Genomic DNA, 12771 nt, shown 5'->3' with positions numbered 1-12771 from the left:
CGCACGATGATTGAAGACACAGCCAACCGCAGTGGCGAACCGCGGTATTTCCTTGTGCCGGAAGACAAGGTCTTCTACATCGAAGCTGAGGAACGCGGCAATCGCGTTCGCTACTGGATGTTCAGGCAGCTCGCTGATGCCGAGAAATGCCTGTCGTTCCTCAACCATCAAGGCGGCCTATCCCCCTCGTCGCCGCCATTCTCGTGGTACCGCCGCGGCCTCCACCCGCGAGTCTCGTTGTCGAAACCCGACCCCGAGATGGCTCCCGGCCGAGTCAGCTTGACTGTCGACGGCGAACCAACCGACCGCGGGTGGATGGACGCATCCGACGCGGTATCGCTGTCTCACATTCTCCTACTAAGCCACGAAGCGCTGGAATATGAACTCCGCCAGCATGTCTCATCCAGAGCAGTGCATCCGATTGCTGGCACGCGCGGCACGGATGTCGCGGGCACCACGCCTTCGGCCGACCCACACCTGGACAAACTGATCAGCCGATGGCAGCGCTGGCGTCGTATCTATGGCTCGGCCGGCCAACCTGCGCACGATGAGCCGAGGTGGGAGGCGGGCCGTCTGCATCTACGGCGTGGGTACCCGCTGCCGGGCTGGACGTCGTACATCGTGGACCCTGCCGATGGTGGGTACTACGTGCTGACCGCGACGACCGAGCGGCGGAACAGTCCGCTCGAGGCTTCGGCTGGATTCTTCATCGATGCCGACGACGTGTCGAAGTACATCATCTGGAACCTCGGCGAAACTCTTCGGATGAACTGCCGACTGGATCCCATCGCGTGGGCTTGGGAAGCCAGCGGATTAGACGCTCGGGTGCGCTGGACGCCGAGGGCGGAGTACGTGTCGAAGTACGAGCTGATCACAGACCCCAGCAGGTACTTCATCTTGCGCGCCGGCGGCATCCAGCCAGAAAACCGTTTGCTTCCTCTGACATACGACGAGTTGGAATCCCGGCTCTTCGACGGAATGCCAGAGGAACACCGCCCCGGGAGCTCACCGGCACCGTCCACACTGGAGCCTTCAGGCTTCAGCCGGGACGCGACCGCGAAACCATCTGAAGGAGGCCAGCATGCCGGCTGACATCGCCGAAACCCTTGCCAAATTGCCCGCAACACCGGGCATTACCTATCGAGGCCTGTCGGGTGCACCTGCGACATCGGCGATCACTTTGTCCCAGGTTATGCCAACGTCCGCTGACCCGCGCGTGGCCACCGAGAATTTTACGGCGGAACGCGTCGTCGCCATCGTGACCGTCACCGGACGATTCATCGGGCCGCTGTCGCGGTATCCCGATCAAATGGAAGTCGCGTTGCTCCCCGCCACGCTCCTGGTCCCCGTCGGTTCTGTCGCGGTACCCGGGATTGCCAATGACGTCGTCCTCCTCACCGAGACGGGAACCGCCCCGGGTCTACCCGCAGACTTGCCGGAGCTCCAGCGAGTCGTCAGCGCACAAGTATCGGCCGCACTCCAGCGACCGCCAGCGACGATCCACTCCCCTGGCAGATTCTCGACGCCGCGCGCTTAGCGACGCTTGGCGCGCCACCGCGCCGTACTCCCCCCACCGCAAGCGGCACCGCCCCGACACCGCACGCCACGTCCCCATTCCCAAGTTCCCCTGTCACGAACGCCACAGACGACTAGCGGTCACATTCGGCAATGCGAGTGGTTCTATCTCAGTAACGACATCGTTATTCAGGCTGAGGGGAACGCGACATGACCGACGTAGCTGGCAAGGTGGTTCTGGTAACGGGTGGCCGACGGGGCCTGGGCGCAGCCCTGGTCGACGAGGTGTTGGCCCGCGGAGCGCGCAAGGTCTACTCGACCGCGCGAACGGTCTTTGAGGACAACCGCCCTGAGGTGGTCACGTACGGCCTCGAGGTCGGTTCGGCGGATTCGGTTGCAGCACTGGCGGATATTGCCGGTGACGTCGACATCGTGATCAACAATGCCGGGGTCTCCCATCTGGATGATCTGCTGACCGGCAGCTGGGATGACATCACCGACACCTTCGACACCAACGTCTTTGGGCCCTTGCGGGTGAGCCGCGCCTTCGCGCCGATCCTCGCGGCCAATGGCGGGGGTGCCCTGGTCAATGTGCACTCGGTGTTGTCTTGGCTGGGCGGTGCCGGCGCCTATGGCGCCTCGAAGGCCGCAATCTGGTCGATCACCAATTCTCTGCGCCAGGAGTTGCAGCCGCAGCACACCCAAGTGGTCGGGGTGCATGTCGGGTACATCGACACCGATATGACCGAGGGCATCAACGCACCCAAGCTGGCTCCGGCCGAGGTTGCCCGACGCATCATCGACGGCTTGGAAGCCGGCGCGGCCGAGGTGCTGGTCGATGATCTATCGGTTCAGGTCAAGGCGGCACTGTCTGGGCCGGTCGAGAACCTGGCCTTCACCCGGTCGAGGTGAACGGCGTGCCTTGCCGCCGGTTCTCATCGCTGTTGGAACCGGAATGGCCGGGGCGACGGCGGTATCGACAGTCTGCTCAACACCGGACATCGAGTGACGGCTGCCGTCCACCGCGCCGGCAAGCCCTCCGCGCGCGGGCCGAAGAGGTGGAGGGTGACTTGCTGGACCTCGACGCCGCAAGGGCGTTCATCAGCGGACGGGCTACCTGGCCCAATGATCGGCGATGGCACGCATATTCGGGTGGACACTGCCGTAGCTCACCAGCCGTACGTCGAGGCCCGCGGGCTCCACGATCTTCAGCGCTCTGAGGATGGCGGTGTCGATCCACTCGTCGTCGTTGCCGAACACTCCCCCACCCAACCGCGTGAGCAGAACGATGTTCGACCCACCGTTGGCCGCTGATTCGACAGCCGCCAGCAGGGTTGCTTCATAGGCAGACTCCAGGGCCAGGCGAGCGAATGCCTCCCAGTACTGTTGCGGCACATCGGAATAGGCGACAGGCAACGCCGAGCAGTACGCCTGCGACACGGCCCGTCGCGGGAGCCGCTCGGCCCCTGTGACCTCCACGCCAAGGTGCAGACCGATCGCCAGCTCACCCGCCAAGGAGTCACGAGCCTGAGAAGATGCTGCGGCGAGGTAGTCGCTGATCGCCGCCAGCCCATCGGCTGTGCACAACGCGTAACCATTCTCCATCCGCCACAACGACGAGATGGGCCGCCCGAGGTGCGTGGACAGCAAAAGCCCAACTCGCTCAAGCATGTTCAGCTGACGATCCGCGGTCTGCCCGGGCACTCCGTTCACGGGAGCGAAGTAATTCCGGTAGATGGTCCCAGCGCCGGCCGCGATCGCACACGCGGGGCCTTGCGTGTGATCGTGGGCGTAGCGGGCGACGCCGCCCTCGGGAGTGACGGTGTAATGCGTCATCTCCAGCAGATTGAACTGCGAGGCGACCTGGAACAGCGCGCCCTCGAACTCCGGTTCTCCGTGCATCGCGCCGACATCGCCGACCGTGCACGTGACGGTGGTACGACTGCGGTCCGGAATGGTGATCGTCGCTCGCAACTCCGCCAAGGTCGGAGTCCGCAGTGTCCCGATGCAGTACCTCGCGCCATTCACCGAGGAGACGAGGTGGTTGCCGGCGACACTCAGACGCGAACGAGTGCTTTCGTAGTCGGCCTCAGTGAAGCCGGTTAGACGCTCAAACCAGTTGGTGGACGGCATGCGGCCATCGTTGCACAACACATTGACGTGACCTGCGACTGGAGAACTCTTCACCTCAGCTCACCGACCACACAGCGGCGGCGAAAAGTGCAATCACGTTGCATGTCATGCATTTCCGTTGTCCTTCGGGAACTCGGGAGGCATATAGCCGCCGTAGGTGCCGCGCGGATCGCCCTGGACATAGAACCGGTCCTCGCGGTCCGCGCGGTTGGCGAGCATGTCGCGCTCGAACTGTTCCCGGCGCAGCTCAGCTTCGCGCGCCTGGGCCGACTTGAGCGTCCAGGCAGCGAACACGGAAAGCACCGCGAAGGCGATCAGCACGACGTACAGCCACGGATGCTCATGAGCCAGCCCAAGCAGGAACAGCGCGCCGAAGATGGCTGCCACGCCGACGCCGGAACGTCTGCGGGTCCGGGCCATGGCGCCAAGACCATTACCTCCGTACGCAATAGCGACCGATGACGAACTACCACCGAAGATCGCGACCAGGATCCAGACCGGCAGCCACAGGCCACAAGACAGGAAGGCCAGGATGGCGTGCAGCGCGTGGTTGGGTCCGCCGCCGGTTGATACTGCGACAGCGACCGCGGGTGCCGGCGCGGAGGGCGCGGTGGGCACGAAGTGTTCAGTCCAGCGTCGGCCGTCGTGATAGCGCTGGCCGGGCTGGCCGCTCGGGTCTTGGTACCAACCCGGCGCGGGGGTCGGGTAGTTGTTCGGCATGTCGGTTCCTCTCGGCGCATTTCAAGCAAGCCGAACAGAATGACACCGACCACCGACAAGCGGCGTAGCTCGACCTGGAGCCCTCTCATCCGGGCTGAATTCGAACCGGCTTGTCGGTCCCCTCGTTCATACTGAGCGGCTCGCTGGAGATTCCACGCTGAGTGGGAAGGTTTCTCATGACCACCACCATCGCCACCTTGAACATCCGTCATGGCGGTCGGAAATCAGGCGAAGCGGTCGCCACGCGATTGCTCGGATACGACGCAGACGTCCTGGTAATCACGGAATTTCGCTCTAACGAAGTGGGCCTCCAACTCTGCACTCGCCTTGATGCCTCCGGATACGCCACATCCCACCCCGACACTGATCCGAAACAAAACAGCGTGCTAGTCGCGTCACGGCGTGCTATCGCCCGTTCATGGCCGTTCAGTGAGCAGCTCGGCGCGAATCACCTGTGGTGCGCCGAAATCGACGGCATGGCCGTCTGCGCGGTTTACATGCCGCAACGCAGTGCCAAGCTCCCCTACTGGGAAGCGCTGATCGCAGGCGCGCGCCGCGGTGGCATCGGACTACTCATCGGAGACTTCAATACGGGCGACAACGACCTCGACAAAGATCCGAAGGGCACCAAGTTCATCGCCCCCGAAATGCCGGGTCGCCTGGTGGCATGTGGATACACGGACATGTGGCGGTCGCTGCATCCCAAAACTCGCGAGTACTCGTGGTACAGCCGACCCGGCGGCAATGGCTTTCGGCTCGACTACATATTCGCCGCATCCGAACTCGCTCAGCAAGTCGGCTCGTGCGAGTTCGACCACGCTCCGAGGATCTCAGGCGAGAGCGACCATTCGGGATTGGTCGCGTCGTTGTGGTGACATCATCGATGAGCGCGTGAGCAGAACACTTGCATTCGGCGACAACAACTATCAAGACGGAAGGCGAGGTTCTCATGACCCCGAACCCAGCATCGGAATCACTGGTCGCAGCGCTGTCGCAGGCACGAATACCTGCGGCGAATCATGAGTTCATTCGACAAATCACCAGCGCAGCGGGCGTAGAAAGCTATCGTGTCGTCGACCAACCAGGGAAACCGTACGTCGTCGCCACGCGAGGCAACGGTTTGAGAGACCTGCACATCTACTACGGCGCCACCAATGGATTCTCCTCCGAGGACGAGGTCATCGGCGTCGCTGGTGGCGAAATGGGTCGTGGCGAAAGTAGCACTAGGAAAGGCACTTGGTACGTGCTGCATCCGGTGAACGATGCCCGCGTTGGCGGAGAGCGCAGCCGAGACGTCCGGCGCGCGGCAGCATTCTGCGAATGCGGTATGCAATTGGAGCAATGATCAGAACCTGTGGATGAGCCTCGGCGAGGCGGCGTAGGAAAGGGCGCACCTTCCCGAGGATGATCTGAATGTCGAAGGTCTGATCAAGAGCCGGCGTTGGCGCGCTGGTTCGGGAAGGTACGCCCATGCTCACGGTAGTTCACGATGCGGATTCATCCAACGAGGATGCTGGCTCGTCGCGGTCGTTGCTCGATGAGATTGTCCGCGACGGTGCCCGCCAGATGCTGGCCGCAGCGTTGCGGGCTGAGGTCGCCGCCTACATCGAGGCTCATGCCGGTGAGCTTGATGAGAACGGGCACCGGCTGGTGGTGCGCAATGGCTATCACCGCGAGCGCGAGGTGCTCACCGCGGCGGGCGCGGTGAGTGTGACCGCGCCGCGGGTCAATGACAAACGTGTTGACCCGGACACTGGTGAGCGGCAACGGTTTTCCTCGGCGATCCTGCCGGCGTGGGTGCGCAAGTCGCCGCAGATGACCGAGGTGTTGCCGTTGCTGTATCTGCATGGCTTGTCGACCAGTGATTTCGGTCCGGCGTTGGAGCAGTTCCTGGGCTCGGGTGCCGGCTTGTCGGCCACGACGATCACCCGACTCACCACGCAGTGGCAGGACGAGGCCAAGGCCTTCGAGGCCCGTGATCTGTCGGGCACCGACTACGTCTACCTGTGGGTCGACGGCATCCATCTCAAGGTGCGCCTGGAGCAGGAGAAGCTCTGTTTGCTGGTGATGATCGGTGTGCGCGCTGACGGCCGCAAGGAGCTGGTCGCGCTCACCGACGGGTACCGGGAGTCGGCCGAGTCGTGGGCTGATCTGTTGCGGTCGTGCCGACGTCGCGGGATGACCGCACCGGTGCTGGCCGTCGGCGATGGGGCCCTGGGGTTCTGGAAGGCCGTGCGTGAGGTGTTCCCGGCCACCGGCGAGCAGCGGTGCTGGTTTCACAAGCAGGCCAATGTTCTTGCCTGCCTGCCAAAGTCGGCTCATCCGGGGGCGATCGCGGCGATGCGGGAGATCTACAACGCCGAGGATATCGACCACGCGCAGGTGGCGATCAAGGCGTTCGAGGTGGACTACGGCGCCAAGTACCCCAAGGCGGTCGCCAAGATCGTCGATGACGCCGATGTGCTGCTGGAGTTCTATAAGTACCCGGCCGAGCACTGGGTCCATCTGCGCACTACCAACCCGATCGAATCAACGTTTGCCACGGTACGTTTGAGGACCAAGGTGACCAAGGGGCCGGGTTCACGCGTCGCCGGAATGGCCATGGCTTACAAGCTGATCGACGCCGCGCAAGCCCGCTGGCGAGCCGTCAACGCACCGCACCTGGTCGCTCTGGTCCGGGCCGGCGCGATCTTCCACAAAGGCAAACTGCTCGAGCGACCCACCGACATCACCCCGTCGGCGGACTCGGCACCGACCGAATCAACTGGAACGGAGGTCGCCTGAAACAAGCCGATCCACAGGTATTGACAATTCCTCATGCAATTGTCGTTGACCGGCGTGTGCTCCAGCTGCAGTTAGAAGTCTCACGCGGCGAGCTGACCGAGACGCACCGTTCATCGAGTTGTCAGCCCGCGGAGAGAGCTCCCGCAAGACAGCCCTGCCAACGTGAGTAGCGCGACACAGGTGCCATCGCTATTCCGCTGAACCTCGACCCGCGAGCGTTGGATTGCCCAGCGACGGGCAATTCATCCGAAGCTGTCATCGCCCATTGGACTTAACGACCGCCGGATCAGATTTCCCCAGAACTAGTCTGGACGTAATTCTCAACCCGCACAGTCGATTCGCCCGACCACCGGTACGCGGTCAGAGCGCCACCCTTGACCGCACTGAAGTCCACACAGGCCGTTCGGTCGGTCCAATCGAGGCCGTGCACCGGCGTACCCGTCCGCCAGTAGTGGCCGTACACGACCGGCACATCGCCTCGGTAGACATGGTCGTCATTGGCAACTGACAGTGCCGGTAGCTCGGGATACGGCGTTCCGTCTGGCGTGGTGAAAGTACTTGTCATCTCGGCCAACTCATTCAGTGTCGAGCCGGTGCTCCACCATCGCAGGCGTGCCTGTTCGCGCTCGTGACCGTCCTTGTCCAGGTACGGCAGCTGGCCGTGATCGGCCAGACTCAACTCCGGTCCCTTGATGAGAGTCTCGACCGCGTCGTACAGCGGATGCCCTTTGGTCGACGCCGCGGCGAACTGCTCATCGCTGCTGAACATATTCGAACCCAATTCTTGCTCAAGGACTTTCATCGCGGGCTCATGCCAGCAGGCATGCACGACCCGCACACCACCGAGGTCCAGCCACAGCGGAATGGTGCGGAACCAGTCCAGGTAGTACCGCTGCTGCTCAGCAGACAACTGATCCAAGAAGGCGCGGTGCTGGTGGGCGTTCTTGTCGGAGTGCCGACGCAGGTAGTCACCGTCAGCACGTGGGATGCCGTAACAGATCGCGTTGAACTCATGGTTACCCATGGTGATCTGCGCACTGCCGGCATCGACCATGGCTTTGACTGTCTCCAGGACGCGCAGCTGCTGCGGTCCACGGTCGACCAAGTCACCCACGAACACCGCTTGACGGCTCGGATGCCGGAACGCGCCGTCCGTGTAGCGATAGCCCATGGCATCGAGCAACGACTCCAGCGGATCGGCACAGCCGTGGATATCGCCGATGATGTCGTAGCCGGTCACAGCCTGATCATCGCACCTCGTCCGTGCGGACGGCCCACCATCAGGGTTTCCCTGACTGGTCAGCCCGTCGGTATGCCGCCGGGAAGCCCTTGGCGATCCCTGCAGCACGGCGGCGGTACTCGTCATCGTTCAAATCTCGATCACCTCGTCGATGGCGTGACGCCAGGCGTGCCAGCGCATCAGCGCCCTCGTTCAAGGGCTCTCCGCAATGCCCGGGTATCCACCGCAGCGTGATCCGGCTCCGTTCGGCGTGAATCCGACGTTGCATCGCGATCAAGCTCCGATCGGACGTGGGCTCCGCCGCCGGATACTCCGCAGGGAGGACGAAATCTCCACATTTCCAGCGATTCACCATCGCCACCGCGGGTCGGCTGTTAGACAGCACCGACAGTCGATGACACGGATGGCCGCACACCGCACTACCGATCGCGCACAGCTCGGCCATCAGCACGGGGTTGGTGCCCACTCGCTTGGATGAGACAGCGAACGCCGCGAGGCCGTGCTCGCCTGAGGACGCCAGCCAAGCGAAGCCAGCGTGCCGGCACCGTATCGAGCCATCGGTAGCGACGGTGGTGGGTCCGCGGTCCACGGGAAGTGGCGGCAGTGACAGACTGACACGCTCCAACTGCTCTGCCGCGCTTGCAACTAGTGATCGGTCTTCCCGAATTGGACGCTCGATCCACCAATCCGTTGTCGCGGTGAAGATCTGGGCCGCGTAATGCCACAGCGGGCTTCCGCTACCAACGCAGGGAAAGAACCGGATGCGCCGGTGCTCGGGACGCCCGGCGCAGATTTCATCGATTGCATTCAGCACCGCGACCTCGGCGTTCGGTGCGGCAACGACACCTGACCATGATCTCTGTACGCTGACTGCGACGTAGCAGTAGCCCAGGTGCGATTCCGCCACATCGATCACGATCGACTCAACCGGCCGTGGCTGCGCGAACGCGAGGTCAACGCGCCGGGGCCGCGGACGCGGCCGCGGAGTCTCGGATTCGCACCGCGAATCGAGGTGGTCGACCGTCATGCCGGCACGCCTTTGCCGCCCGCAGTCTGGTTCAGGAAGGCATCGATCACGGGCTGCGTGTCCGGGCACATATCGTCGACAGCGGCGACGATGATGGTAGCCGGCTCGCCCCAGGAAGCCCATCGCCGCGGGGACGCCACCACCAGAACGCAAGATGCGGCAGGTCATCTTGCCTGCGTCGATGACCCCGGAGACCGACGAGTAGTACACGCCATTGTTGTCCAGATACACGACGAAGTCGTACTGGTCGGCGTGGGCCGGTGCCGGTACCGAGAGCCCGGCGAGCGCCAAGGCGCCCGCGGCGAGTACGACGCGAGCACAGTTCAAGTAGATGGTCATCGGGCTCCCCGTCCTTCTGAAGAAACGCCCGCTTCCTGCGAGCCCTACAGATTGACAGGCACCACCGACAAGTTCGGTTTCGTCCGCGATGGCAGACGAAGCCGCCTCAGATGTCGGGGGGCACCGATACGTTGTGCACGCCAGCGCGTATCCGTCTCACACAACAACAGCACCGGCGTATCGCGAAGACACACAAGCGTCAGTTGCATTCGTCGCATACACCCGTGACCGGCAGAGCGATTGAGTGCACAGGGCAGAACCTCAGTGTTACTTCCGTCTTGGTCTGCGCCCGTTTCCATTCCCGCGCCGACTTCGCTTTGGGCGTGAGCGTCGGCTCGCCCCCGCCTGGTGGCAGCTCCGCACCGAAGTAGCGGTAACACTCAAGTCGCGTCCTGGCGGCGTGATCGTCGAGTTGGTCGAGGGTCATCGACTCCTCGTCACCCAGAATAAGGGGAACGTTGCTGTAACCGCTTCCTACTGTGCCGTCGGCGGTGACGCATAGCGAGCTGAGATGCGGAAGGTCATTGTCACGGCAGTGGTAGATGACACGTTGCAGCAGACCGCCGATCCAATTCGTCAGCAAGCCCTTGTGCCCAATCCCCGAACGAGTTTGGACCGCATTGGACAGCTCGGTATAGGTGACGAATCCGTTGTACTTCTTCGCCGTTTCCGTCAGGACTGCGACCGCGATCGGTTCCCATGCGTCGAGTGCGCCTTGCATAGACACGAATCCGCCGTCGCTGTCGTAGGGCATATTCACTCCTTGGTTGGCACTCGTCCCAAATCTAGCTCTGACCCCACAGGCGGGTGTCACCGTATCCCTCAGTGCAGCCTCGCGGAATGCCAGAAAGTCAGACAAGAGGGTCGCGCACATGACCGACCTACCTGGGTAAGACAACCTAGCCAAACGATTCTGCCGGACCTACGGGCGGTGTGCTGCATGCGAAGCGTCACCTGCCACGCTGCCCCTGGAAGACCTCGAACGGCCCTGCGGACAAAGCGAGTCTATAGATTGAAACATCCGAGGCCAGTGGTACTTTCCTGCGCATGCCATGCCACCTCGTCCAGACAACCCCAGTGCCAATCTGGCACCTAATCGAGGACGACGATGCATCGTTCCTGAAGCGTAATGCCGATGCAGCCAACGACGTTCTTACGGCTGTCTTCTCTCCGCTCGATGGTTTGGTTGCCGCAACGGACAGGACGTGGATTGCATATCGTGGCGTGCCGATTGACAAGCTCAGCGCTGTCCTAATCAACGGAGTCGACAAGGATCCGACCGACGCCGTGATCTACTGCGATTCCGAACCTGAAAAGGCGCTGGAGTACGCAGCGCCAGCGTGGGGAGTGACAGGCGAGGGACTCCTCTACGCGCTCGATGGTGAATACTTGCAAAAGTGCTTTGCCCACGTTTCGGAAGGCGCTTCTCCGCACGAAGTCGATGAAGCCCGGAAGACTTACCCATACCAATCGCCCAGCCCTGACGGCGGCTACTTCTTCGCAAGAAATGAGAACTTTTCCCCAGGCTACGACACCGAATACGGTTTTTGGATACCGGACAATGCCCGAGATGCGCTGCTCGGCGTCTTTGTAAGAGGACACAGGGAGGAAGCCATGGAGGCCATTACGACGGCGTTGGACAACGTTGCGAACAATGCACTTAATTCGCAGTAGGCACTGGGGCGCACTACGTATGTGAATGCTGATCTACGTACCTGAACGCCCCAGCCTTTGCCGCTTCCTTCTGCACGAAGGATGGCGAATGCGCTATAGGCAACCGGCTAATCCAGATAGGGTCGCAACTGCTGGATGATCTGTGGGTGGCGAAGTTTGGCCATGACCTTCTTCTCGATCTGCCGGATACGTTCACGCGTGACCTTGTACACCACGCCGATCTCCTCAAGCGTCTTCGGCTCACCATCGGCGATGCCAAAACGGAGTGAGATCACACCTGCCTCCCGATCATCCAGCAGTTCAAGCACCGAGCTAATCGCCGCTTTCATCAGCTCCACGCCGAGTTCGTGATCTGGCGACAGATCCGGATCACTTAGATCCAGCAGATCACCGAGCGTAGATTCGCCTTCGGCGCCTACTGGAGTATCGAGCGAAAGGATGTAATTCGGTCCGATCGCGATGCATTCCAACACCTCTTCGACACTGAGTCCGCAGGCAGCAGCGAGTTGGTGACTATTAGGCGGCACCCCGGCAACAGTCAAACTTTCGCGCTTCGTCCAAACTTTGTTCACACGCTCGACCATGTGAACGGGAAGCCGAATCATGCGTGACTCGTTCGCGATCCCCCGAGAAATCGACTGCCGCACCCAGTTCATGGCGTAAGTAGAGAATTTGTTCCCGCGTGTCGGGTCAAACAATTCGACGGCACGGATAAGTCCTAGCACACCGTGCTGAAACAAGTCTTCTTGCGACATCCCCGGCGGTGCGAACCGCCTTGCGACCAACCACACCAGTCCCTGATTGTGCAAAAGGAGGCAGTCGGCAGCGGCTCGTGCTTCTCCAGTCAGCTTGCCGAAATCACCTTGGTCGAGTGGCCGCCCGCGTTTGCCTCGAATCAACATCGCCAAGCCGACTTCTTCCTCAGCCCGCAGCAACACCTTACCGTGGTTCTTGGTCGCCCGATCCTGCGCAAGCCGCCGACGGGCCGCAGCTACCGCAGTCCGACGATTGACAGGTCGCAGATCGCGCGGCGGGGTCGCTTCGCCCGATCCCTCGCCAGTTTTTTGCGTGTCCTCTTCGATCGCAATACCAGCATCGATCAGCACCTGCTCGACGACGGGTCGCACCTCATCTGCCGGCACGTCAAATGTTCCTAGGACACGTTCAAGTCGAGATCGGCGGACCACCTGATCGCGAATGAATGGCCGCAGACGATCCAGAACCCGTTCGCGGACTGCTACCGCCATTGAGTCCAACCTCCCGAAACGTTCCGAACCTGCACCAAATCACGGTCCCATTCGTGCAGGATTACAGACGACTGAAAATCTGGGGGCAGAAC

Annotated in this window: 13 protein-coding genes; 7 read left to right on the top strand and 6 right to left on the bottom strand. The window is 62.2% G+C overall.

Translation table 11 applies throughout. The features are described from left to right. Window positions 1-6: 6 nt before the first annotated feature. From ACJEIK_RS07390 to ACJEIK_RS07380, 3 genes are all read left to right on the top strand, one after another. Window positions 7-1092, top strand: a complete 1086-nt coding sequence (locus ACJEIK_RS07390; RefSeq protein WP_293021445.1) for a hypothetical protein — start codon at window positions 7-9, stop codon at window positions 1090-1092. Then, a complete protein-coding gene (locus ACJEIK_RS07385; protein ID WP_409431259.1) occupies window positions 1082-1537 on the top strand; it encodes a hypothetical protein in 456 nt (151 codons plus the stop codon). Before ACJEIK_RS07390 ends, ACJEIK_RS07385 begins: the two co-directional genes overlap by 11 nt. Window positions 1538-1725: 188 nt before the next feature. Continuing rightward, on the top strand, window positions 1726-2427 hold the full coding sequence (locus tag ACJEIK_RS07380; protein ID WP_409431258.1) for an SDR family oxidoreductase: 702 nt from the start codon (window positions 1726-1728) through the stop codon (window positions 2425-2427). Window positions 2428-2628: 201 nt separating this feature from the next. On the opposite strand, the gene ACJEIK_RS07375 is transcribed toward ACJEIK_RS07380, so the two are convergent. Both ACJEIK_RS07375 and ACJEIK_RS07370 read right to left on the bottom strand, forming a co-directional pair. Beyond that, on the bottom strand, window positions 2629-3648 hold the full coding sequence (locus ACJEIK_RS07375; protein WP_409431257.1) for a hypothetical protein: 1020 nt from the start codon (window positions 3646-3648) through the stop codon (window positions 2629-2631). Between the two features lie 105 nt (window positions 3649-3753). Then, the gene (locus tag ACJEIK_RS07370) at window positions 3754-4368 is read right to left on the bottom strand and encodes a DUF2510 domain-containing protein (RefSeq protein WP_293021438.1); all 615 of its coding nucleotides are present in this window, start codon (window positions 4366-4368) and stop codon (window positions 3754-3756) included. A 176-nt stretch (window positions 4369-4544) separates the two neighbouring features. Here ACJEIK_RS07370 and ACJEIK_RS07365 point away from each other — a divergent pair, with 176 nt between their 5' ends. The 3 genes from ACJEIK_RS07365 (at window position 4545) to ACJEIK_RS07355 (ending at window position 7152) form a co-directional block, all read left to right on the top strand. Next, window positions 4545-5243, top strand: coding sequence for an endonuclease/exonuclease/phosphatase family protein (locus tag ACJEIK_RS07365; RefSeq protein WP_293021436.1), 699 nt, complete (start codon window positions 4545-4547; stop codon window positions 5241-5243). Window positions 5244-5317: 74 nt separating this feature from the next. Next, on the top strand, window positions 5318-5713 hold the full coding sequence (locus ACJEIK_RS07360; protein WP_409431256.1) for a hypothetical protein: 396 nt from the start codon (window positions 5318-5320) through the stop codon (window positions 5711-5713). 125 nt (window positions 5714-5838) lie between these two features. Then, entirely contained in the window at window positions 5839-7152 is a 1314-nt protein-coding gene (locus tag ACJEIK_RS07355) for an IS256 family transposase (RefSeq protein WP_052536990.1), read from the top strand. A gap of 286 nt (window positions 7153-7438) precedes the next feature. Here ACJEIK_RS07355 and ACJEIK_RS07350 read toward each other — a convergent pair whose 3' ends face one another. The 3 genes from ACJEIK_RS07350 to ACJEIK_RS07340 form a co-directional block, all read right to left on the bottom strand. Beyond that, entirely contained in the window at window positions 7439-8392 is a 954-nt protein-coding gene (locus ACJEIK_RS07350; RefSeq protein ID WP_409431255.1) for a metallophosphoesterase, read from the bottom strand. A gap of 40 nt (window positions 8393-8432) precedes the next feature. Next, window positions 8433-9758 (bottom strand): RNase H family protein, encoded by a 1326-nt coding sequence (locus tag ACJEIK_RS07345; RefSeq protein WP_409431254.1) that lies wholly within the window; start codon window positions 9756-9758, stop codon window positions 8433-8435. A gap of 199 nt (window positions 9759-9957) precedes the next feature. Continuing rightward, a complete protein-coding gene (locus ACJEIK_RS07340) occupies window positions 9958-10512 on the bottom strand; it encodes a hypothetical protein (RefSeq protein ID WP_293017712.1) in 555 nt (184 codons plus the stop codon). Window positions 10513-10835: 323 nt separating this feature from the next. Here ACJEIK_RS07340 and ACJEIK_RS07335 point away from each other — a divergent pair, with 323 nt between their 5' ends. Beyond that, window positions 10836-11432, top strand: a complete 597-nt coding sequence (locus ACJEIK_RS07335) for a hypothetical protein (RefSeq protein WP_293017714.1) — start codon at window positions 10836-10838, stop codon at window positions 11430-11432. Window positions 11433-11539: 107 nt separating this feature from the next. Here the strand turns inward: ACJEIK_RS07335 and ACJEIK_RS07330 are convergent, their stop codons facing one another. Further along, window positions 11540-12679, bottom strand: a complete 1140-nt coding sequence (locus ACJEIK_RS07330; RefSeq protein ID WP_293017716.1) for an RNA polymerase sigma factor RpoD/SigA — start codon at window positions 12677-12679, stop codon at window positions 11540-11542. Window positions 12680-12771: the final 92 nt, after the last annotated feature.

The organism is Mycobacterium sp. SMC-16, from assembly GCF_046250085.1.
In the GTDB taxonomy this organism is placed as follows: Bacteria; Actinomycetota; Actinomycetes; order Mycobacteriales; family Mycobacteriaceae; genus Mycobacterium; species Mycobacterium phocaicum.
This window is presented reverse-complemented; position numbering and strand designations above follow the sequence as displayed.